This window comes from Frondihabitans sucicola (assembly GCF_030296615.1).
Lineage (GTDB): Bacteria > Actinomycetota > Actinomycetes > Actinomycetales > Microbacteriaceae > Frondihabitans > Frondihabitans sucicola.
The window spans coordinates 2,091,720-2,113,083 of the sequence record NZ_AP027732.1 but is presented as its reverse complement, the minus strand read 5'-3'; the positions used below and the strand labels follow the sequence as shown (position 1 = coordinate 2,113,083).

The following is a 21,364-nucleotide window of genomic DNA, read 5'->3' as shown; positions in this document are numbered from 1 at the left end:
GTCTTCGGGAGTCGCGGTACCACCCCGCTTGTCCTCCCTCGTTGCCGGAGGACCTCTCTTCTTCTGCGGCTGTGTCGGGCCTGCCCCGCCCGGTTCTACTGGCGATCACCCGCGGGGGCGACTGCGTTCTTCCGGGTGCTCCCCGGTGATGGCCGGATCGATGCAGTCCCCATCCTAACCGGCGTGGAGCAGACTGGAGTCATGACGTCTGACTCCCCGCAGCTCCCGCCAAACCCGAGAGCTCGCTCACCGTCATCGTCGCCTTCAGCGCTAACCTCCTCGTCGCCCTCGCGAAGACGATCGCGGCCTTCCTGACCGGTTCGGCGTCGATGGTCGCCGAGTCGGCGCACTCGTGGGCGGACACCGGGAACGAGATCTTCCTGTTCGTCGCCGACCGCCGGGGCAACCGCACGCGCGACACCGACCACCCGCTCGGCTACGGCAAAGAGACCTACGTGTGGTCGATGTTCGCCGCCTTCGGGCTGTTCACCGTCGGTGCGGTGGTGTCGATCTACCACGGCATCCAGGAGCTCTCCTCGACCGCCGAAGACACCGACTACCTGGTCAACTACATCGTCCTCGCCCTGTCGTTCGTGCTCGAGGGGACCTCGTTCCTGCAGGCGTTCCGACAGGCGCGCGGAACAGCGAAGAAACGCAGGATCCCGCTCCTCAAGTCGGTGCTCGGCTCGTCGAACTCGACGCTTCGCGCGGTCTTCGCGGAAGACAGCGCGGCTCTCGTCGGCCTCGTCATCGCCTTCCTCGGGATCCTGCTGCACGAGATCACCGGTCTCGCCGTGTTCGATGCGATCGGGTCGATCCTGGTCGGGATCCTGCTCGCCCTGGTGGCGCTGGTGCTCATCGACCGCAACCGGAGGTTCCTCATCGGCGAGAGCCCCTCCGACGAGGTGGAGTCGACGGTGCTTCGCCGACTGCTCGCGCGCGACGACATCGCCCGCGTCACGTACCTGCACACCGAGTTCGTCGGGCCGGGGCGCATCTATCTCGTCGCGGCCGTCGACATGCAGGGCAACGCGGACGAGGAGCATGTCGCGGTCGCCCTGCGCCGGGTCGAGCGGGAGATCGAGGAGAACGACCTGGTCGAGGAGGCCGTGCTCACCCTGTCGACGCCCGACGAGGTGAGCCTCGCCCCGACGCACTCCGACGTGAAACCGGACGCTCTCGGCTGAGGTGTGACGGCAGACGGCTTCGCCCACCGGTGAGAACCGGTGGGCGGAGCCGTCTGCGCCGTCTCGTCGAGCGCTACACGGTCGGGCGGCGACGGCGGGCGATCACCAGGAGTGCGCCTCCGGCTGCGAGGACGGAGAGACCGAGCGCGAGCGCCGGGCCCGAGTTCGAACCGGTGAAGGCCAGCTGGTTCGCAGGGTCGACCGTCGCGGCGGCGAGCGGCGTGCCCGTCAGGTTGACGGGCAGGAGACCGCTCGCCACCGAGTACACCGGCTTCGCCGCGCCGACCGTCGAGGTCTGGAACGCCGCGAAGTAGTACGGGCCGGGCTTGAGCGTCACCGTCGTCGTCCACGTGCCGTCGGCGCCGACCGTGATGCTGTGGTCGTCGGCCGGGAGCAGCGAGGCGACGGTTCCGGGGTCGTCGGACAGCCCCGGGAAGAGCACGGAGTCGTCGGTCGGTTCGGCGGAGAGCCCTGCGAAGAGCTTCGGGTAGAGCTTCTCGAAGTAGGCCTGCGAGGCCGTCGGGCTGTCGAGGTACAGGACGACGCCGTCGCCGGGCGTGCCGGTGCCGGAGACCGTCGTCGTCAGGGAGCCGGGGGCGTCCGCGCTGGCGGTGCCCTTCACCTGGATCCCGTACAGCTTCACGGCCTGATCGTCAGTGATGTCGCCGTCGTCGGAGTCGTCGGTCGCCACGACGGCGTCGTCGCTCGGAGCGGCCTTGGCCTGCACCCTGGCGCGGAGCTCGTTGGTGTGCACCAGGCCGGACGCCGCCGGGTTCGCCGAGGTGGCCGTCGTGCGGCCGAGGAGCCGGGCGGCGACGCGCGAGCTGTTCTCGAAGGACGTCGCTGAGCCCGCGGTCGTCGAGGACGACTGCGTCACACCGGCACCGATCGAGAAGCCGAAGGAGTCGTCGACCGGGTAGGCCGGCTTCGTGATCTCCGGAGGCAGCACGGTTCCCTTCGGGGCCTTCATCGTGATGTCGATCGGGTCGGTGAGGTCGGACTCCTGCGTGACCTCCTGGTCGGAGTCCTTCCCGCCGAGCTGCACCTGCGAGGCGGAGACGGAGACGTCGCCGTAGAAGACGTACGCGCTGCCGGTCCACGAGTTGTCGTCGTCGACGACGATCTCGTCGGCTTGGAACCCGCCGAAGTCGTCGAGGCCGAAGGCGTCCGGGTCGGGCGTCGATCCAGGGGTCGAGAACGAGAGCGTGATGTCGTCGCCCGGGGTTCCGGTGCCCGAGAAGGTCACGGGCTTGGCCAGCGTCGAGAGGCCGAGGGGCAGCGGGGCGGTCTCGAACGTCGTGCCGTCGACGGGCGTGTCGAGAGTCGGAGTCGCGCTCGTGTCGTGGTCGAAGACGGCGTCGAAGTCGTACTCGCTGAGCACGGTCGTGCCGTGGGTGCCGGTGACCTCGAGCCACTGGTCGTAGGGCGCGTCATCGGCGAACGTGTACGAGAGGGTGAACGTGGTGCCCGTCGTGTGGACGGTGGTGAGACGGGTCCCGTTCCACTCGTCGGCGAGCTCGAGCGTCGAACCGGCCGGGGCCGTGCCCTTGAGAGTGAGAGTCCGCGTTCCCCTAATGGTGACGCTGCCCGAGGTGAGGTTCGGCGACGTGATCGTGAGGTCGCGCGGCTCAGCAGCCCTGACCGCGGGCTGGGGAGTGGGCGCGTCCGTCGGGCTCGGAGTGGCGGTGGGCTTCGCGGTCGGCGCAACCGCGGGCGCTCCGGTCGGGCCGGGCGTGGCGATCGGCGCGGGAGTCGCCGCAGGCGCCGCGAAAGCGGGCGTCGCGACGAGGGCGGTGCCGCCCAGACCCAGCAAGAGTACGGCCGGAACCACGAGGGCCCGACGCAAGGCAGAGTTCTTCACAGGTGAACGGTCTTTCGGCGTGAGTCTTCGGGTTGTCCAGCGCTCCGACCCACCCCCGAGCGAGGAATCCACCCGGTGATCTCGGGTGGTCCGATGACGCTAGCATCGCCGCGGGCCCGAGACCATGCGCCCGCGGCCCCCGATCGGGGCGATTCGGGCGCCTCGGGATCCTCGCCCGAGGGACAGGCCGACGCGACGATCGGACGCGCGACCGACGCGACGATCTACTGCACGGAAGAAGCCAGGCCGCGCGCCACCGGATCGACGGCGGGCCCCACGTAGTCCGCGAGGCGACCGCGGCCGATTCCGGCGCGCGCCCAGGCCACGGTCGCGGCGCCCGCAGCCGCGAGGAGCGCCGCGGCGACCACCTGGGGCCACGGGGCGTCGTGCCGCTCTCCGCGGCACTCGGCGACGTACGCCGCGACGCGCGTCTGCTGCGCGACGAACCTGCTGGCCGCGGACGCGGTGAGGTCGTCACCGATGCGCATCGCTTCGCCCTGCGAGAGCGCCCAGGGCACGCGGGCGTCGTCGTGCGCATCGGCCACCGCTGTCAGAGCGGCCGCGACGAGCGACGCAGGATCACGGCCGCCCGGCTCCGCGGCCACGTGACGCAGCGCCTCGGGCAGAAGCTCCAGGCTGCGATCCAGGTCGAGCCACAGCAGATCGGCCTTTCCCTGGAAGTAGTTGAAGAAGGTGGCCCGGCTGACGCCGGCCCGCTGAGCGATCTGGTCGACGGTGGTGCCCGAGTAGCCGTTCTCGAGAAAGAGCTCGGAGGCGGCGTCGGCCAGGATCTCGGCGGACGAGCGCCGGGGCCTGCCCGCTCTGCTGGAAGTGGATGTCACGTCAGCATTCTCCCGCTAGACTCGTCAGGCTCGTTATTGTACCGGGTCCAAAAACATCCCCTCCCTCGGAGCCTCATGCGCACCCCGCTTCTCGCTGTCCTCGGCCTCGCCGTCGCGTCCGCCCTCGTCCTCTCCGGATGCACGTCCGGGTCCCGTTCGAACGGCGGCGACAGTGCGTCGCCGCAGCGCGGCGGAACCGTGACCTACGCCTCCGGCGACGCCGAGCCGACCTGCCTCGACCCGCACGTCGGAGGCAACTACCCGCAGGCTCTGGTCGCATCGCAGTATCTGGAGGAGCTCGTCTCGAAGAACGTCCGTGGCGACGTCATCCCGTGGCTCGCAACCTCGTGGAAGCAGGCCGCCGACGGCCTCAGCTGGACCTTCACGCTGAAGAAGGGCGTCACGTTCACCGACGGAACGCCGTTCGACGCGTCGGCCGTCGTCGCGAACATCGACCACGTGAAAGACCCCGCGACGCTCTCGTCCACCGGGTACCTCGCGCTCGGCAAGGTGACGAAGGCCGAGGCCGTCGACGCCCACACCGTGAAGATCGACCTGTCGAGCCCCGACTCGTCGCTGCTCGATTCCCTGTCGATGCCCTGGCTCGCGATCGAGTCGCCCACGGCGCTGAAGCGCAGCCAGGCCGTGAATTGCGAGTCCCCGTCGGCACCGGGCCGTTCAAGGTCACCAAGTGGGTGAAGCAGAGCGCCATCACGATGGTGCGCAACACGAAATACACCTCGCCTCCGCAGGACGCCGCTCACAAGGGCACCGCTTACCTGTCGAAGATCACCTGGCGCTTCATCCCCGACTCGGCGTCGCGCTACGCCGCACTCCAGGCCGGGCAGGTCGACGTGATCGACAACGCGCAGCCCGACACTCTCGTCGCCGCGGCGAAGAGCAGCCAGCTCAAAGCCATCGACGCCCCGAGGCCCGGCGCCTCGGACCGGCTCGAACTCAACTCCTCGCAGGCGCCGTTCAACGACGAACGCGTCCGCGAGGCCTTCATCACGGGTGTCGACGTCAACGCGGGGATCACGAGCCTGTTCTTCGGTACCGCCAAGCGGTCGTACTCCCTGCTCTCCAGCATCGAGAAAGACGGCTACAGCGACAAGAGCCTCTTCTCGATCGACAAGAAGCGCTCGAACGACCTCCTGAATGAGGCCGGCTGGACGACACGCGACTCGAGCGGCTACCGCACCAAAGACGGCAAGCGCCTCACCGTCCGCTTCCCGGTGAGCACCAACCAGTCGATCCCCGCCGAGCGTTCCCTCTTCGAGCAGATCCAGGCGGAGGCCAAGACCCTCGGCTTCGACGTCGAGATCTCGCAGCTCGACCTGTCGAGCTGGTACGGCGCCCTCGCCGCCCATAAGTACGAGATCGTGAGCGCGCCGTACACGAAGGTCGGCCCGGGCGTCCTCGACATCCTCTACGACTCCTCGAGCATCAAGCCCGCGCCGTCCGGCTACTTCGCCAACAACGCGCAGGTGAACGACCCGAAGCTCGACGCGCTCCTGAAGCAGGCGGGCGAGGAGTCGAACCAGTCGAAACGCAAGGACCTCTACGACCAGGCGCAGAAGATCGTGCTTGCCGGCTACTACGTCCTGCCGCTCTACGACCAGCAGAACCACTACCTGTACCGGACCTCGGTGCACGGGCTGCGAGCGACGCCGACCGTGTCGACGCCGACGCTCTACGACACGTGGCTGTCGAAGTGACATCCTTCAGGGCATGACACTCGCCGCTCTCCGCTGGCTGGCCGGCCGGGTCGTGGGCGCGGTCATCGTGCTCTGGGCCGTGGCGACGCTGATCTTCTTCGCGATCCGGCTGGTGCCCGGTGATCCGGCGGAGGCGATCCTGGGCGGCCCCGGATCGCAGGCCAGCGCGGCGGCCCTGGCGCTGGTCCGCGAGCAGTACGGCCTCGACCAGCCGCTCGTCGTGCAGTACGGCCAGCAGCTGGGGCGCCTCGCCACCGGAAACCTCGGCACGTCGTACTCGCTCAAGCAGAGCGTCGCGTCTGTGCTCGGGGCCCAGCTGCCGCCGACGATGCTGCTGGCAGCGGTCTCGCTGGTGGTCGCCTGGCTGCTCGCGATCGCCGTGGCCTGGTGGAGTTCCGGCGGCGGCAGGATCGCGAACTCCTCGCTTCGGCCCTCGAAGTCGTCGCCTCGGCCGTTCCCCACTTCCTGCTCGCGAGCATCCTGATCGTCGTCTTCGCCGTGCAGCTCGACTGGTTCCCGCCGGTGAGCTCGGGAACTCCCGCCGGGCTGGTGCTTCCGGTCGTCACCCTGGCGGTGCCGGTGGCGGGTTTCCTCGGCCAGGTGACCCGCGAATCGCTGCTCGACGCGGCGTCGGCGCCGTTCGCCCTCTCGGCGCGGGCTCGCGGCGAAGGGCCCTCCGGCGTCTTCGGCCGGCACCTGCTGCGGCACGCCGCCCTGCCCGGACTGGCCCTGTCGGGATGGGCCTTCGGCTCCCTCCTGAGCGGTGCCGTCGTCGTCGAGTCGGTCTTCGCGCGCCCCGGCCTCGGACGCACCCTGCTCGACGCCGTGACGCTGCGCGACATCCCGCTCGTCACCGGCGTCGCCCTGGTCTCGGCGCTCGCGTACGTCGTCGTGGTCGCGCTCGGCGATCTGGCGGAACGCCTGGTGGACCCCGAGGCACCCGGGCGGCGGCGTCGTGACCGTCCTGCCCGAGCTGCCGAGCACGGTCACTCTCCCGCGGCGCAGCCGGAAGCGTCGCCGGCCACTGACCGCAGCCGAGACCGTCGCCGCCGTGATCCTGCTGCTCGTCGTCGTGGCCGCCACGGCGCCCGGCCTGCTCGCCCCGCGCGATCCGCTCGCCATCTCCCCCGCCGACGCGTTCGCGGCGCCCTCTCTCGCGCACCCCTTCGGCACCGACGACTCGGGGCGCGACCTCTTCTCGCGCGTCGTGCACGGTGCCGGGGCCTCGCTGCTGATCGGACTCGCGGCGACGGCGATCGGCACGGCCTTGGGGCTCGTCCTCGGTGTCGCCGCGGGGATCGGCTCTCGCGCGACCGACGCCGCCGTCTCGCGGCTGCTCGAGGTCCTCTTCGCCCTGCCGGGGCTCCTCCTCGCCCTCGTGATCATCGCATTCACCGGCCCGGGGCCGATCCCGGCGACCCTCGCCGTCGGGCTCGCGACGGCTCCGGGTTACGCGCGGATCTTCCGCACGCAGATCCGGCGCGTTCGGTCGTCCGAGATGGTCGAGGCGGCGCGGGTCCTGGGGCGCTCGCCGTCCTTCGTCCTGACTCGGCACGTCCTGCCCAACGCGCTGGCCCCCGTCCTGGTCCTGGCGACCCTCGGCGTCGGGCAGGCGGTCGTCTGGGCCTCGTCGCTGAGCTATCTCGGCCTCGGCTCCCCACCACCCGCGCCCGAGTGGGGTGCCATGCTGGAGGCCGGCCGAACGTACCTCTCGGTGGCGTGGTGGATGACGGTCTTCCCGGGCCTCGCCATCGTCGCGACCGCCGCCTCGACGACGGTGCTCGGCCGCCGCCTGTCGCGCCGAGGTCGGCGATGAACTCCACTGGGCTCGCGGTCGAGGGCTCCGCGTGGCGTTCGGCGGGGTAGGCGTCGTCGACGACGTCTCGTTCACCCTGGCCCCCGGCGAGTGCGTCGCGCTCGTCGGCGAGTCGGGCTCAGGCAAGAGCGTCACCGCGCGCGCACTCCTCGGGCTCACCGGCGGCACGGTCACCGCAGATCGCCTCGAGCTCGACGGCGCGTCTCTGCTCGGGCTCTCGGAGCGGGCCCTTCGGCGCCTGCGCGGTGCGCGGCTCGGCCTGATCCTGCAGGATGCCCTCGTCTCCCTCGACCCGCTTCGCCCGATCGGCCGCGAGATCGACGACGTGCTGCGCCTGCACACGAAGCTCACCGCCCGTGAGCGTCGTGCACGCGTGCTGGAGGTCCTCGCGCAGGTGGGTATGCCCGATCCTGCGGCCCGGAGGGCACAGCGGTCCGGTGAACTCTCGGGCGGGCTCCGTCAGCGGGCCCTCATCGCGGCGGCCCTGGTCGCGAACCCGGGGCTGATCATCGCCGACGAGCCGACGACGGCCCTCGACGCGGAGGTCCAGCGCGTGGTCATCGACCGGCTGGCGGCCCTGCGAGACGACGGGACGGCCGTGCTCGCCATCAGCCACGACCTCGGCGCCGTGCGACGGCTGGCCGACCGGGTGCTCGTGATGCGCGGTGGGAGGGTCGTCGAGCAGGGCACGGTCGCGCAGATCCTGGACACGCCCGAGCAGGACTACACGCGGCGGTTGGTCGCGGCGCTGCCCGCGGGCAAGCCGCGCGGCTCGCGCCTGTCGGCAGTCGACAGATCAGGGGAAACCCGTGAGTCCTCCCCGGTGCCCGCACCGGATGACGAGATTCTCCTGACGTCGCACCCCCTGTTGCGTGCAGAGGGCCTGACCCGCCGATTCGGCGCCACGCTCGCCGTCGACGGGGTGTCGCTCGAGCTCCGCGGCGGCGAGACGCTGGGGCTCGTCGGCGCGTCGGGGTCGGGCAAGACGACCACGGCGCGGATCCTGCTCGGCCTCGATTCGCCCGACGACGGCACCGTGGAGCTCCTCGGCGAACCGTGGAACCCGCTCCCCGAGCGTGAGCGTCGACAGCGCCGCAAAGACCTCGGCGCGATCTACCAGGACGCGCTCAGCTCGTTCGACCCCCGCTTGACGGTGGGCAGGATCCTCGACGACGCCCTGGGGGCAGGGCGCCGTGCCGGGCGCGGCGGTCGTGCCGCCGACGTCGCTCGTCTGCTCGACGAAGTCGATCTGCCGGCCGACGTGGCGGAGCGCTTCCCGGCGACCCTGAGCGGCGGGCAGCGCCAGCGCGTCGCGATCGCACGAGCCCTCGCGCCCGGGCCACGCGTGCTGATCTGCGACGAGCCGGTGTCGTCGCTGGACGTGACCGTGCAGGCGCAGGTGCTCGACCTCCTCGACGACCTCCAACGGCGGCGCGGACTCGCCTCTCTGTTCATCTCGCACGATCTCGACGTCGTGCGCCACCAGAGCGACCGCGTGGCCGTGATGCAGGGCGGCAGGATCGTCGAGCACGGCGACACGGAGCAGGTCTTCACCGAGCCGACGCACCCGTACACGCGCGCCCTGCTCGCCGCCGCCCTGCCGGAGGCGTAGTTCGCCGCGACGCGTTTTGCGGACATTTCACCCTGCCGCGGCAGGTCCGGATGTCCGCAAAACGCGTTACGGCAGCAGCTGGCTACTTCGCGGCGAGGGGCTCGGGCTCCGGGGCGAGCTTCGAAGAGGTGGGCGGCACGATGTCGATCGGCCCGGACTGGGCGTACTCGACGGCCCACTCCGACTGCGCCACCTCGCTCGACTCGTCGGCGTACGCCTCGACGAGCTCGCGAGCCTCCTCCTCGCTGGCCACGGCAGGGCCGGAGCCGAGCAGGGGCGCGTTCGCGGTCTCCTTCGTGAACCAGACCGCGATCAGGCCGATCACGGCGGCGATCATGAGGTAGAACGCGGGGATGTCGTTCGCCCACGCGAAGCCGCTCCTGGTGGCCCAGGCGACCAGCGACTCGGTGACGAGCGGCGTCGTGCCTCCGAAGAGCGAGACCGACACGTTGAAGGCGATCGCCAGCGCGCCGTAGCGGATGATCGTCGGGAAGAGCGCCGGCAGCGTCGAGGGCATCGTCGACGTGAACGTGACGAGGACGAGGCCCAGGATCAGCAGGCCCACGAAGACGAGGACGGCCGAGTCGGTCTGCACCAGCTTGAGGGCCGGCCACGACAGGAACAGGAATCCGAGGCATCCTGCGAACAGGACAGGACGCCGGCCGAAGCGGTCGGAGAGACGTCCGCCGAGGCCGATCACGGCCATCATCAGCACCATGACGACGATCACCAGGACGAGCCCGTTGGTCGCGTCGCGGCCCAGCGTCGTCGTCAGGTAGGTCGGCATGTACGACAGCAGCATGTAGTCGGTGACGTTGAACACCAGGACGAGGCCGATGCAGATGAGCAGCGCGCGCCAGTTCTCGCCGAAGAGGCGAAGGACGGGCGTCTTGACCGCCTCGCGCTTGGACGCCTCCTCCTGCTGCCTCTGGAACGCCGGCGTCTCTTCGAGCTTGAGGCGCAGGTAGAGGCCGACGATGCCGAGCGGCCCGGCGATGAGGAACGGGATCCGCCAGCCCCAGCTGAGGAGCGTGTCCTCCGGCATGGCGAACTGCAGGATCGTGACGAGCGAGGCACCGAGGACGTAACCGCCCAGCGTGCCGAACTCGAGCCACGAGCCCATGAAGCCTCGGCGCTTGTCGGGCGAGTACTCGGCGATGAAGGTCGCCGCCCCGCCGTATTCTCCCCCGTCGAGAAGCCCTGGACGAGGCGGGCCAGCAGGAGCAGCATCGGCGACCAGACGCCGATGGTGTTGAAGTCGGGCAGGAAGCCGATGGCGAAGGTGCCGGCGGCCATCATGATCATCGTGACGGCCAGCACCTTCTGGCGGCCGATCCTGTCGCCGAGGGGCCGAACACGGCGCCGCCGATGGGACGGACGACGAACGCTGCGGTGAAGGTCGCGAAGGTGAGGATGACGCTGAGCGTCGGGCTGAGCGAGGGGTAGAAGACGCGCGCCAGGGTGGTGGTGAGGTAGGCGAAGACGCCGAAGTCGAACCATTCCATGCCGTTGCCGAGAGCGGCCGCGGCGACCGCGCGCTTGAGCTGTGATTCTTCGACGACGGTGACGTCGTCCGTGGTCAGTCGTCGGCGTCCTTGCCGGGGTGTACGGATTTTCTTCGGTGCTGTGGGACGTGACGAAAGATCGCTCATATACGCATTCACTCCTGGTTTCGTGGCAAGGGTCGGGGGTGCAGGATCGCGAGGGATCCCGCGGCAAAACCCGTCAAGCCTACCAGACGGCAAAATTTCAGTCGATTGGCCTCAGCGCGTAAACTCGGCACAGAACATTCAGGCACCTCACCACCGACACGGTGCCGTCCATACCGAAGGAGTACTGCCATGACTCGTCCCATGCCCGAGAAGCCGGCCCTCGAAGGGCTCGAAGCGCACTGGGGCCCGCAGTGGGAGACCGACGGCACCTATCTCTTCGATCGCGCCGGCGCCACCAGCGACAACATCTACTCGATCGACACGCCGCCCCCGACGGCCTCCGGCAGCCTCCACATCGGCCACGTGTTCAGCTACACCCACACCGACGTCAAGGCCCGCTTCGAGCGCATGCGCGGCAAGAGCGTCTTCTACCCGATGGGCTGGGACGACAACGGCCTGCCCACCGAGCGCCGCGTGCAGAACTTCTACGGCGTCCGCTGCGACCCGTCCCTCCCCTACGACCCCGACTTCACCCCGCCGTTCGAAGGCGGCGACAACAAGTCGTCCAAGGCCGCCGACCAGCTGCCGATCTCGCGCCGCAACTTCGTCGAGCTCTGCGAACGCCTCACCGTCGAAGACGAGAAGCAGTTCGAAGACGTCTGGCGCAAGCTCGGACTCAGCGTCGACTGGACCCAGTCGTACCGCACGATCGGCGACGACTCGCAGGCCATCGCGCAGAAGGCGTTCCTCCGCAACGTCGCCCGCGGCGAGGCCTACCAGGCTCAGGCGCCGACGCTGTGGGACATCACGTTTCGCACCGCCGTGGCCCAGGCCGAGCTCGAAGACAAAGACATGCCCGGTGCCTACCACACGCTGGCTTTCCACGTGCCCGACGGCGACGACATCCTGATCAAGACCACGCGGCCCGAGCTCCTCCCCGCCTGCGTGGCTCTCGTCGCGCACCCCGACGACGAGCGCTACCAGCACCTCTTCGGCACCACCGTGACGACTCCGCTGTTCGATGTCGAGGTGCCCGTGCTGGCGCACCACCTGGCCCAGAAAGACAAGGGTTCCGGGATCGCGATGATCTGCACGTTCGGCGACACGACCGACGTGATCTGGTGGCGCGAGCTCGATCTCCCGAACCGCTCCGTCCTCGGCTTCGACGGCCGCTTCATCAGCGAGGCCCCCGCCGCCATCGAGTCGTCAGCGGGCCGAGAGGCCTACGCGAAGCTGGCCGGCAAGACCGTGTTCAGCGCCAAGGCCGAGATCGTCGCGCTGCTCCAGGAGACCGGCGAGCTCGTGGGCGAGATCGAGAAGATCACCCACCCCGTCAAGTTCTTCGAGAAGGGCGACAAGCCCCTCGAGATCGTGTCGACCCGCCAGTGGTACATCGTCAACGGCGCTCGCGACGAGGAGCTGCGTGCGACGCTGCTGAAGCGCGGCGAAGAGGTGGCCTTCCACCCCGACTTCATGCGCGTCCGCTACGAGAACTGGGTCAAGGGCCTCTCGGGCGACTGGCTCATCTCGCGCCAGCGCTTCTTCGGGGTGCCGATCCCGGTCTGGTACCCGCTCGACGCCGATGGCAACCCCGTCTTCGACCGGCCGATCGTCCCGTCCGAAGACGCTCTGCCGGTCGACCCGTCGTCCGACACGGCTCCCGGCTACGACGAGTCGCAGCGCGGCGTCGCGGGCGGATTCCAGGGCGAGGTCGACGTCATGGACACCTGGGCGACCTCGTCGCTGACGCCGCAGCTCGCCGGCAAATGGGAGACCGACCCCGAGCTCTTCGACCTCGTGTACCCGTACTCGCTGCGCCCCCAGGGTCAAGACATCATTCGCACCTGGCTCTTCTCGACGATGCTCCGCGCGCAGCTCGAAGGCGACACGGTGCCGTGGACGAACGCCTCCATCTCCGGCTTCATCGTCGACCCCGACCGCAAGAAGATGTCGAAGTCGAAGGGCAACGTGGTCACGCCGGCCGCCATGCTCGACGACCACGGCTCCGACGCGGTGCGCTACTGGGCGGCCTCGTCGCGCCTCGGCACCGACGCGGCCTTCGACCCGCAGAACCCGAAGCAGATCAAGGTCGGCCGCCGCCTGGCGATCAAAGTGCTGAACGCGGCCAAGTTCGTGTACTCGTTCGAGCTGCCCGCGGGCGTCTCGGTCGACGCCGCCGGCGTGACCGCTCCCCTCGACCGCGATCTGCTGGCGAACTTCGCGGCGGTCATCGAGTCGGCGACGACCTCGCTCGACGGCTACGACCACGCCAAGGCGCTCGAGACCATCGAGAAGTTCTTCTGGACCTTCTGCGACGACTACCTCGAACTCGTCAAAGAGCGGGCGTACGGCGCAGGATCGACGGCGGGTCAGGCGAGCGCGGTGCTCACGCTGCAGACCGCGGTCGACGGCCTGCTGCGACTGCTCGCGCCCTACCTTCCCTTCGCCACCGAGGAGGTCTGGTCGTGGACCCACGACTCCTCGGTCCACACGGCGGCCTGGCCGACCGTCACGGAGCTGGGTGTCTCCGATCCTGCCTCCGGTCTGGTCGACCTCGTCGGCCAGGCGCTGATCGGTATCCGCCGCGCCAAGACAGACGCCAAGGCCTCGCAGAAGACCCCCGTCACCTCGGCGGTCGTGTCGGCCCCCGCCGCCGCGCTCGCCCTGCTTCGATCCGCCGGCGACGACCTCGCAGCCGTCGGCCGCATCGAGACGCTGACCTTCGTCGAGGGCGACGAGCTCGCCGTGACCGACATCGTGCTCGCCGAACAGCCGGCCGTCTGATGCAGCTCGGAACCCGTTGGCCCGTGGGCGGCGCAGTCCCCGACCGTCTCCCCGCGGCCGTCGTGTCCGCCGTCGCGCGCGTCGAACAGGAGCTCGCGGTGCAGGGGTCGACGCGTCGACCTGGCGCTGGACCGTGACCTGGCTGGAGCGCCGCCCGGTCGTCGAACTCGACGACGGCACGCTCATCCGCTACGACCCGGCGTCCGACACCGCTCACGTCTCGGAGCCGTCCGAGTCGGAGCCCGACGACGACGACTTCTAGCGCCGGCGCTACGCCCGAGCCGCCAGGACGGCGTCGCGCTCGGCCGGCGACATGAGCACACAGAACTCGTTGCCCTCGGGGTCGGCGAGGGTCACCCAGCCGCCGTCGTCACGGCGGAGGTCGGCCAAGGCGGTCGCGCCGATCGAGACGAGACGCTCGATCTCTTCCGCCTGCGTGCGATCCTGCGGCCGAAGGTCGAAGTGGATCCGGTTCTTCACGGACTTCGCTTCGGGAACCTCGATGAAGAGCACGCGATGCGGACCGGCAGGATCGAGGATGAGGCACTCTTCGTGACCCGGCTCATTCGGGTCGTCGGGATCGTCGACGTACCCGAGAACCTGACGCCACCACTCCGAGAGCGCATACGCGTCGCGGCAGTCGATCGTGGTGTGGGAGATCCTGCTGACCATGGCTCGACCGTAGCAGCCGAGCGCGATCAGACCCGAGCGAGCAGCTCGCCGTGCGGCATCGCGAACCAGCCGTCCGGAGCGTCTCGCCACGCCAGCCAGGCGTCGGAGATCGCGTGCAGGTCGAGGTCGGTGGCGGCCTGCTTCTCGATCGCGTCGGCGTAGAACTTCGACTCGAGTGCCCGGGTCGCCCAGCTCTCGCCCCACCAGACCCGCTCGGCGTCGGAGGCGAAGCACCAGATCGACGCCGACGACGCGATGTCGGTCAACCCGGCCTCTCGCGCCCAGCCCTTGAGGTGGCGCCCGGCGTCGGGCTCGCCGCCGTTGCCGCGGTGCACGAGCTGGTAGACGGTCATCCAGTGGTCGAGCCCGGCGTTCTCGGGCGCCCAGATGGTGCCCCGGTAGTCGACGTCACGCACGGCGAGGAGCCCGCCCGGCTTGGCGACCCGGCGCATCTCGACGAGTGCCGCGACGGGGTCGGCGAGGTGCTGCAGCACCTGGTGGGCGTGGACGACGTCGAACGAGTCGTCGGGGTACGGGAGGGCGTAGACGTCGGCCGTCTCGAAGACGACGTTGTCGAGATCCTGCGACTCGGCAAGCGCCGCGGCCTGCGCGACGATCTCGGCCGAGGAGTCGATCCCGACGACCCGCCCCGGGGCGAGCCGCGCGGCGAAGTCGGCGGTGATGGTGCCCGGGCCGGCTCCGACGTCGAGCAGGGAGAGCCCGGGAACCAGGTGTGGAAGCAGGTAGGCCGCCGAGTTCTCGACCGTGCGCCAGCTGTGGCTGCGGAGCACACTCTCGTGGTGACCGTGGGTGTACGTCTCGGACACGGGGTTCTCGTCGTCGCTGGCCATGTCTCGACCGTAGCGCGTCAGCGGAAGCGCGTCATGTCGAGCGGGAGCGCCGTGCCTCAGCGGAAGCGCGTCATGCCGAGCGCATCGTGCTCGAGGCGCGCGGCCTGCAGCCGGGCTTCGTCGATCTGGATGCGGGAACGGCGCGGGGTGCGGTCGGCGAGGGCGCGGCGGGCGGCCCTGGCGTGCGACCAGTCGACGAGCGCCAGCCCGACGACGAGGGTGAGGCGGTCGACGCCGCGGGCGGCGGGGCGGCGGGTGCGGGCGATGGTTGCGGCGGACATGTCAGTCTCCTTGGGAGGCGGTGGCCTGCGTGTCGGGAGCAGGTGCTTGCGTGTCGATGAGGGGGAAGGCGTTGAAGTGAACCTGGATGCGACGTGCACCCGGTTCTGCCTCGCGGCCGCGAAGAGGCTGCAGGTACGTGTGGTCGAAATCGTGCCACGCACGGACGACATTCCTGAGCTCGTCGACGGTGGCGTTGAAGTTGGCCGTATCGAGGGTGGAGGCCCGGTACCACTCGGGACCGACGGTCTCCGGATTGTTCTGGAAGTCGTCCAGGAGGGCGGCCCGACTGCGTTCCCACAGGCGAGCGACCATCTGGGCCGAGACCCGAGAGGCTTCGTCGTCATGGTCGTAGTACGAGACGTCGATGCCGCCGGGCACGCGTTCCCACCAGCGCTCGCGCGTGGTGCCGCGACCCTCCACCTCGCGGACGAGGCCGTGCTTGGCGAGCTGACGCAGGTGGTAGCTCGTCGAACCGCTCGACTCCCCCAGCCGTTGGCCGAGCTGGGTCGCCGTCGCGGGGCCGAAGGCCGACAGCGCTTCGTAGAGGTCGGCCCGGACCGGGTGGGCCATGGCGCGGAGAGCGCCTGCCTCGAGAATCCGGGAGTTCGTCTGCTTGCTGTCGTCGACCATGATGACGACTCTACGCGTGCAAAGAAATCTTTGCAACAGATTCTTTGCACATGTTCGTTTGCAGAGATTTCTTTGCGCGTGGCCGGGAATAGGCTGACACGATGACGAATCCGTTCTTCGAACCGAGCACTCTCCCGTTCTCCCTGCCGCCCTTCGCCGACATCGCCGACGACGACTACCTACCGGGATTCGAAGCGGGCTTCGCGGCACAGAGGGCCGAGATCGACGCGATCACCGGTGATCCTGCCCCCGCCTCGTTCGAGAACACCATCGTGGCGCTCGAACGCTCGGGCCAGTTGCTCGCCCGCGTCGAGTACGTCTTCGGCAACAAGTCGTCGAGCGACTCGTCCGATCAGACGAACGCGCTCGAACTCGAGCTGGCCCCGGCGTTCGCCGCGCACGCGGACGCGATCCGGCTCGACCCCGTCCTTTTCGCGCGGATCCAGGCGGTCTACGACTCACTCGGGACCGCCGAGGCGGCAGACCTCACCCCGGAAGAGATCTACCTCGTCGAGCGATACCACTCCGAATTCAGCCGCGCCGGCGCCGGTCTCGGCGACGTCGACAAAGAGCACCTCCGCGAACTCAACAGCGACCTGTCGACGCTCACCACCCGCTTCGAGAAGAACCTTCTCGCCGACACGAACGCCCTGGCCGTGGTCGTCGACGACGTCGACGAGCTCGACGGCCTCGACGACGACACGATCGCCTCCCTGGCTGCGGCTGCCGCCGAGCGGGGTCTCGACGGCGGCTATCTGATCGCGCTCACCCTCTTCACGGGCCACCCCCTGCTCGCGTCACTGACGAACCGCGACCTGAGGGCACGCATCATGACGGCCTCGAAGTCCCGTGGCAGTCACGGCGGCGAGTTCGACAACCGACAGGTGCTGCTCGACATCGTCCGCCTCAGGGCGGAGCGCGCCGCTCTGCTCGGCTTCGCCACGCACGCCGCCTACGTCACGGCCGGTGAGACGGCAGGATCCCCCGAGGCCGTGAGCGCGCTGCTCGAGCGTCTCGCTCCCCCGCCGCGTCGAACGCACGCGCCGAGTGGGCCGATCTGCAGGCCGTCGCCTCCGACGATCCGGCGTTCGACGGCGAGATCCAAGCACACGACTGGGCCTTCTACACCGAGAAGGTCCGGGCGGAGAAGTACGACTTCGACGCCTCCGAGATGCGACCGTACTTCGAGTCCGAACGCGTGCTTCACGACGGCGTCTTCTTCGCGGCCACGTCGCTCTACGGCCTGACCTTCGCAGAGCGTGGCGACCTCGTCGCCTACCACCCGGACGCCCGCGTCTTCGAGGTGAGCGACGCAGACGGCTCGCCGGTCGGCCTGTTCGTCTTCGACCTGTACACGCCCGACTCCAAGCGCGGCGGCGCGTGGATGAATCCGCTCGTCTCGCAGTCCGCGCTGCTCGAGCCTCTGCCCGTCGTCGTCAACAACCTCAACGTGGCCAAGCCTCCGGCAGGATCGCCGACCCTCCTGACGCTCGACGAGGTCACCACGATGTTCCACGAGTTCGGGCACGCCCTGCACGGCCTCGTCGCACGCGTTCAGTACCCGCACTTCTCCGGGACCAACGTGTTCCGCGACTTCGTGGAGTTCCCGAGTCAGGTGAACGAGATGTGGATCCTGTGGCCCTCGGTCCTGTCGAACTACGCGCGGCACTACGCGACCGGTGAGCCGATGCCCGCCGCCCTGGTCGAGAAGCTCCTCGCAGCCGAAGGCTTCAACCAGGGCTTCGAGACGTCGGAGTACCTCGCCGCGGCGCTCCTCGACCAGGCGTGGCACTCACTCACGTTCGACGAGGCAGCGGGGCTCACGTCGGTGGACGACGTGGCCGCGTTCGAAGCGTCGGCGCTGGCAGCCGTCGGCCTCGACCACCCGGCCGTCCCCACCCGCTACTCGAGCACGTACTTCGCGCACACCTTCTCGGGCGGCTACGACGCGGGCTACTACTCGTACATCTGGAGCGAGGTGCTCGACGCCGACACCGTCGAGTGGTTCGGAGCGAACGGTGGGCTGTCGCGCGAGGGCGGTTCGCGGTTCCGGCAGCGCCTGCTCGGCGTCGGCGGCTCGAAGGACCCTCTCGAGGCCTACCGCGACTTCCGCGGTCGCGACGCCGAGGTCGCGCCGCTGCTCGCACGCCGGCGGCTGGCGTAGGGGCGCCGTCGCTTCTGCGGCCGCACGCCGACGTGGATCGCCCGACCTGACGCGCGGCGACCCTCCGCCGTCGTCCGAACCGCGTCGCGTCGCCGGGCGTGTCGGTCAGGTGGCCCGCCGCCGACGACGGGAAGCGAAGACGACCAGCCACCCCGCGAGCAGAGCCGCCAGGCCTGCCAACCCGAGGGGCGTAGGCGCAGAGCCGGTGAAGGCGAGCTGGGGCGGCGTGACAGCAGGCGCGATGCCACCCGGATCGACAGGGCCTCCTCCGCCCGGGCCGACGCCGCCCGGATCGACGGCGCCGGAGGGCACGATGATGTTGCGCACGGTGACGGTCACGGGGTCGGCCTGGTAGGCCACGAACGACTCGGGGCTGATCACGGGCGGCGACCACTGGGATCCGGCCCCCGGAGCGGGAGCCGGGTTCTCGTGCACGACGCAACTGCTCCCCTCCGCGACGCCGTCGATCAGGAGCGACGGCGCCCGGCCCGCCTCGATCGACCACGGTGCCGTCAGCGCAGGGCCGCCGCCGGGGGCGAGCAGACGACCGTGCCGCTGTAGCGGGCACCGGCCGGCGCCGTTCCGGCGGCATCGTCGACGACCTTCACGATGGACGCCGCAGCGAGCCGCTCGGTGACGACGTTGGTGAGGGTCACCACGGCGACGGCGCCTGGTGCCACCGGCGTCGACGACCTCGTCGAACTCGACGCGGCCCACGTGAAGCGCGGCTCAGCAGGGTCTGGTGGGGAGATCTGAAGGTCTTCGTTGGCGACGCACGTGGTGCCGAGCGGCAACTGCGTGGCGAGCAGGGCGGCCCCCTCGTTGGCACGCACGGTCCAGCGGCCGCCGGCCACCTGCGATCCTGCGTATTCGCAGTTCCAGTCTCCGGTGAACGCGCGCGTCGGATCGACGATCCTGCGCGGATCGATCGTCACTTTCTGCACCGCGAAGTCGCCCGTCTGCCGAAGGAGGGTGTCGACGAAAGACACCTGCACGGCGGGGCTGGTACCGGGCGCCACCGTGAACGTCGCGGTTCGACCCGACACCGTCGCTGCAGGATCGGAGACGGAGACCTCGGGGTCCTGCCACTCGTACGACGGGTCGCTCGTCGGCGGCTCGATGCCCTCCGTCACCGCGCAGGTGCTTCCCGCCGCCACCCCGGACACGGTCCGCTGCTGCCCCGCGGCGAGTCGCACGTCGACCGGGGCGCCGGCCGGTTGACCGGGCGCCTTGCAGCTGTAGCTGAAATCGAAGAGCGCCGCCGGGTCGTAGCCGGAGCCGACTCCGGAGAACGTCTTGACGATGCTGAAGCTGCCCGCGACCGGAACGACCGAGTTCTGAACCGTCACGGTCGGCGTGGCACCGCTCCCGACGACGATGCTGCTGGGCGACACCAGCGTCGGTCCCCACCCGAGCCCGGGAGCAGCGGGATCGGGCGCGCTGCCCAGGGTTTCGCGGACCTCGCACACCGCTCCGACCGGAACCGGCCCCACGACGGCAGCCGGCCCGCCCGCCGTCACCGACCAGGTGTTGTCGGCGGGCGTGACGTCACGGCCGAGCAACTGACAGCTGGACGTCCCGGTGAAGACCCGACCGGGCGGCACCGCTGATCCGGGGTCGGACAGCGTCTTCTGGATCCGGAACGATCCCGTCGCGCGCGCCACCGTGTTCGTCACGGTGACGACGGAGGTCGTGTCGGTACCGATCGTCACGGTCGACGGCGTGATGGACACCGGCTGCCACACGGACGACGGGTCGTCGGCGTCGGGTGGAGGGGGCGGGAGTTCGGCCAGCGTGCACACCGACCCGACAGCGAGGTTCGAGGCGATGATCTGGGGCGCTCCGCCCGAGCGAACCGTCCAGAAACTGCCGGGAATGGGGTCCCCCTGCGCGCTTCGGCAGGAATACGTGCCCGCGTACGTTCGAGCAGGATCGACGACGCCCGCGGAATCGACGACCACCTTCTGCACCGCCAGACGACCCGTCGCGGGAGGAGGGAGGATCTCGGGCTTGCACTCGAAGTCGGGATCGGGGAACGGGTACGAGTGCGCCTCGTTGCCGTCGCCGGAGAAGTCGAGGTCGCCGCCGATGAGGACGCGCCCGTTGGTGCTCGCGGTGATCGTGGAGTGGGCCGTCGCCCTGGGCACCAGGACCGAGCCGAGGAACTGGTCGCCCGTTCCGATCGTGAGGCTGGCGGCGTCGGCGAAGTTCCACATCGTGTGCGTAGCGACCTCGGCGAAGCGCGGATCGCCGAACGCGATCTGGCCGGGTTCGGCGTCGGTGAAGAAGCCCGCCGGATACGCCTCGGGCGCCGCACCCTCGACGGTGATGATGACGGGCGCGCCGGTGGGGATGTTCGCGAAGCGGATCGCGACGGCCTGCGTCGGGCTGCCCAGCTCGCGTCCGGACACGTGGAACACCTGCGGCGACGAGGTGCCGTCGCCGCGGAAGGTGCGCGTGCCGTAGAGCTCACTGGTGGTCCCGGTCACCGGCAGTGCCGCGTAGAAGCCGACCGCTGGGCGATCACGGAGCCGAACCCCGAGAAGGCGCCCAGCGGATCGGCGGCATCGGATGCCACGCTGCCACCCGAGGTGGTGATGCGGTCGAGCGGAGCGGCGGTCCCGCCTGCGACGACGTTGCCGCCGATGCCGTGCCCGACGTCCAGCGTCGTCGCGTCGCCGACCGAGACGTCGCCGCCGGCCACGAGCATGTCGCTGCCGGGCGGCGGAGTCACCTGCGAACCGACACCGACCACACCCACGTTGAACGTGCCACCCGGACGCTTGTCGAACCTGGCGTTCTCCCCGACGGCGAGGATTCCTCGCTCTCGGCGGCGCCGGCCGTCGCGGCGTAGTCGCCGCCGACGTACACACTGACGTTCGCGTCGGTGCCGGCGATCTCGCCGCTGCCGGGAGAACCATAGACGGGGCAGGATCCTGCGGGAGCCGCCGGCGGGGTCACCGCCGCCGCCTGTCCTGCTGCCGCCGGGCTCGACGCCACGGGACCCACCGCGGCAGGGCTGACCGCCGCGCGCGCCGCCGCCTCCGCCGCCGACGCCGGCAGCGCGACGGCCCCGACGATCAGCGCGAGGCTGCTCGCAGCCGCAAGGCCCGCCACCCACCGTGGCCCGCGCGCGAACGCCCCCGGTTTCGACCGTCGACCGTCGGCTCTGTCCACGGAGTTCCCCGTCCGATGTGCCGGCCGCCTGATCGGCCGCACTCCTCACATCCTGCACCCGAGAGTGTCCGCCTGCAGCAAGACGATGCGTTTCGGCCGAGCTGCCGTGTCCGCGG

At 70.0% G+C, this 21,364-nt stretch carries 20 protein-coding genes and 2 pseudogenes; 10 read left to right on the top strand and 12 right to left on the bottom strand.

The annotated features are described in order from the left end of the window. The first annotated feature begins 254 nt into the window (after positions 1-254). Positions 255-1,187, top strand: coding sequence for a cation diffusion facilitator family transporter (locus QUE79_RS10890; protein WP_286346694.1), 933 nt, complete (start codon positions 255-257; stop codon positions 1,185-1,187). 73 nt (positions 1,188-1,260) lie between these two features. Here QUE79_RS10890 and QUE79_RS10885 read toward each other — a convergent pair whose 3' ends face one another. Both QUE79_RS10885 and QUE79_RS10880 read right to left on the bottom strand, forming a co-directional pair. Beyond that, a complete protein-coding gene (locus QUE79_RS10885) occupies positions 1,261-3,048 on the bottom strand; it encodes a hypothetical protein (protein WP_286346661.1) in 1,788 nt (595 codons plus the stop codon). Positions 3,049-3,272: 224 nt separating this feature from the next. After that, positions 3,273-3,890 carry a TetR/AcrR family transcriptional regulator gene (locus QUE79_RS10880; RefSeq protein ID WP_286346660.1) on the bottom strand — a complete coding sequence of 206 codons (618 nt, stop codon included), beginning with the start codon at positions 3,888-3,890 and terminating at the stop codon, positions 3,273-3,275. Positions 3,891-3,965: 75 nt separating this feature from the next. Here QUE79_RS10880 and QUE79_RS26160 point away from each other — a divergent pair, with 75 nt between their 5' ends. From QUE79_RS26160 to QUE79_RS10860, 6 genes and pseudogenes are all read left to right on the top strand, one after another. Then, the gene (locus QUE79_RS26160; protein WP_434011048.1) at positions 3,966-4,589 is read left to right on the top strand and encodes an ABC transporter substrate-binding protein; all 624 of its coding nucleotides are present in this window, start codon (positions 3,966-3,968) and stop codon (positions 4,587-4,589) included. Further along, on the top strand, positions 4,541-5,608 hold the full coding sequence (locus tag QUE79_RS10875) for an ABC transporter substrate-binding protein (RefSeq protein WP_434011047.1): 1,068 nt from the start codon (positions 4,541-4,543) through the stop codon (positions 5,606-5,608). Before QUE79_RS26160 ends, QUE79_RS10875 begins: the two co-directional genes overlap by 49 nt. 13 nt (positions 5,609-5,621) lie before the next feature. Beyond that, positions 5,622-6,092 carry an ABC transporter permease family protein gene (locus QUE79_RS25500; RefSeq protein ID WP_350271683.1) on the top strand — a complete coding sequence of 157 codons (471 nt, stop codon included), beginning with the start codon at positions 5,622-5,624 and terminating at the stop codon, positions 6,090-6,092. Beyond that, positions 5,996-6,481: pseudogene (locus tag QUE79_RS25495) on the top strand (ABC transporter permease); the annotation flags it as partial. The gene QUE79_RS25500 and the pseudogene QUE79_RS25495, both read left to right, overlap by 97 nt. A gap of 91 nt (positions 6,482-6,572) precedes the next feature. Continuing rightward, a complete protein-coding gene (locus tag QUE79_RS10865; RefSeq protein WP_434011054.1) occupies positions 6,573-7,424 on the top strand; it encodes an ABC transporter permease in 852 nt (283 codons plus the stop codon). Between the two features lie 31 nt (positions 7,425-7,455). Continuing rightward, complete coding sequence (locus QUE79_RS10860; protein ID WP_286346659.1) at positions 7,456-9,036, top strand: dipeptide ABC transporter ATP-binding protein; 1,581 nt, start codon at positions 7,456-7,458, stop codon at positions 9,034-9,036. 82 nt (positions 9,037-9,118) lie between these two features. On the opposite strand, the gene QUE79_RS10855 is transcribed toward QUE79_RS10860, so the two are convergent. Further along, positions 9,119-10,195: an MFS transporter gene (locus QUE79_RS10855; protein WP_286346692.1), complete on the bottom strand. Its 1,077-nt coding sequence runs from the start codon at positions 10,193-10,195 to the stop codon at positions 9,119-9,121. A gap of 142 nt (positions 10,196-10,337) precedes the next feature. Then, positions 10,338-10,688, bottom strand: coding sequence for a hypothetical protein (locus QUE79_RS10850; RefSeq protein WP_286346658.1), 351 nt, complete (start codon positions 10,686-10,688; stop codon positions 10,338-10,340). Between the two features lie 189 nt (positions 10,689-10,877). Here QUE79_RS10850 and valS point away from each other — a divergent pair, with 189 nt between their 5' ends. Further along, a complete protein-coding gene (valS, locus tag QUE79_RS10845) occupies positions 10,878-13,472 on the top strand; it encodes a valine--tRNA ligase (protein ID WP_286346657.1) in 2,595 nt (864 codons plus the stop codon). Positions 13,473-13,605: 133 nt separating this feature from the next. Beyond that, positions 13,606-13,734 carry a hypothetical protein gene (locus tag QUE79_RS10840; RefSeq protein ID WP_286346656.1) on the top strand — a complete coding sequence of 43 codons (129 nt, stop codon included), beginning with the start codon at positions 13,606-13,608 and terminating at the stop codon, positions 13,732-13,734. Between the two features lie 8 nt (positions 13,735-13,742). On the opposite strand, the gene QUE79_RS10835 is transcribed toward QUE79_RS10840, so the two are convergent. The 4 genes from QUE79_RS10835 to QUE79_RS10820 are packed head-to-tail and all read right to left on the bottom strand — an operon-like array spanning position 13,743 to position 15,907. Continuing rightward, positions 13,743-14,144 carry a VOC family protein gene (locus QUE79_RS10835; protein ID WP_286346655.1) on the bottom strand — a complete coding sequence of 134 codons (402 nt, stop codon included), beginning with the start codon at positions 14,142-14,144 and terminating at the stop codon, positions 13,743-13,745. Between the two features lie 26 nt (positions 14,145-14,170). Continuing rightward, positions 14,171-14,995: a methyltransferase domain-containing protein gene (locus tag QUE79_RS10830; protein ID WP_286346654.1), complete on the bottom strand. Its 825-nt coding sequence runs from the start codon at positions 14,993-14,995 to the stop codon at positions 14,171-14,173. 56 nt (positions 14,996-15,051) lie between these two features. Beyond that, positions 15,052-15,276 (bottom strand): hypothetical protein, encoded by a 225-nt coding sequence (locus tag QUE79_RS10825; RefSeq protein ID WP_286346653.1) that lies wholly within the window; start codon positions 15,274-15,276, stop codon positions 15,052-15,054. A 1-nt stretch (position 15,277) separates the two neighbouring features. Then, a complete protein-coding gene (locus QUE79_RS10820) occupies positions 15,278-15,907 on the bottom strand; it encodes an ArsR/SmtB family transcription factor (RefSeq protein WP_286346652.1) in 630 nt (209 codons plus the stop codon). Positions 15,908-16,008: 101 nt separating this feature from the next. Here QUE79_RS10820 and QUE79_RS10815 point away from each other — a divergent pair. Continuing rightward, positions 16,009-18,071: pseudogene (locus QUE79_RS10815) on the top strand (M3 family metallopeptidase). Positions 18,072-18,176: 105 nt separating this feature from the next. On the opposite strand, the gene QUE79_RS10810 reads toward QUE79_RS10815, so the two are convergent. Genes QUE79_RS10810 through QUE79_RS10795 form a run of 4 tightly spaced genes read right to left on the bottom strand, consistent with a single transcriptional unit; the run spans position 18,177 to position 21,248 of the window. Then, positions 18,177-18,569, bottom strand: coding sequence for a DUF5979 domain-containing protein (locus QUE79_RS10810; protein ID WP_286346691.1), 393 nt, complete (start codon positions 18,567-18,569; stop codon positions 18,177-18,179). A 14-nt stretch (positions 18,570-18,583) separates the two neighbouring features. Then, a complete protein-coding gene (locus QUE79_RS10805; RefSeq protein WP_286346651.1) occupies positions 18,584-20,560 on the bottom strand; it encodes a DUF5979 domain-containing protein in 1,977 nt (658 codons plus the stop codon). Continuing rightward, entirely contained in the window at positions 20,557-20,805 is a 249-nt protein-coding gene (locus QUE79_RS10800) for a hypothetical protein (protein WP_286346650.1), read from the bottom strand. The genes QUE79_RS10805 and QUE79_RS10800 overlap by 4 nt, the downstream gene beginning before the upstream one ends. Further along, on the bottom strand, positions 20,802-21,248 hold the full coding sequence (locus QUE79_RS10795) for a hypothetical protein (protein ID WP_286346649.1): 447 nt from the start codon (positions 21,246-21,248) through the stop codon (positions 20,802-20,804). Before QUE79_RS10795 ends, QUE79_RS10800 begins: the two co-directional genes overlap by 4 nt. Between the last annotated feature and the right edge of the window lie 116 nt (positions 21,249-21,364).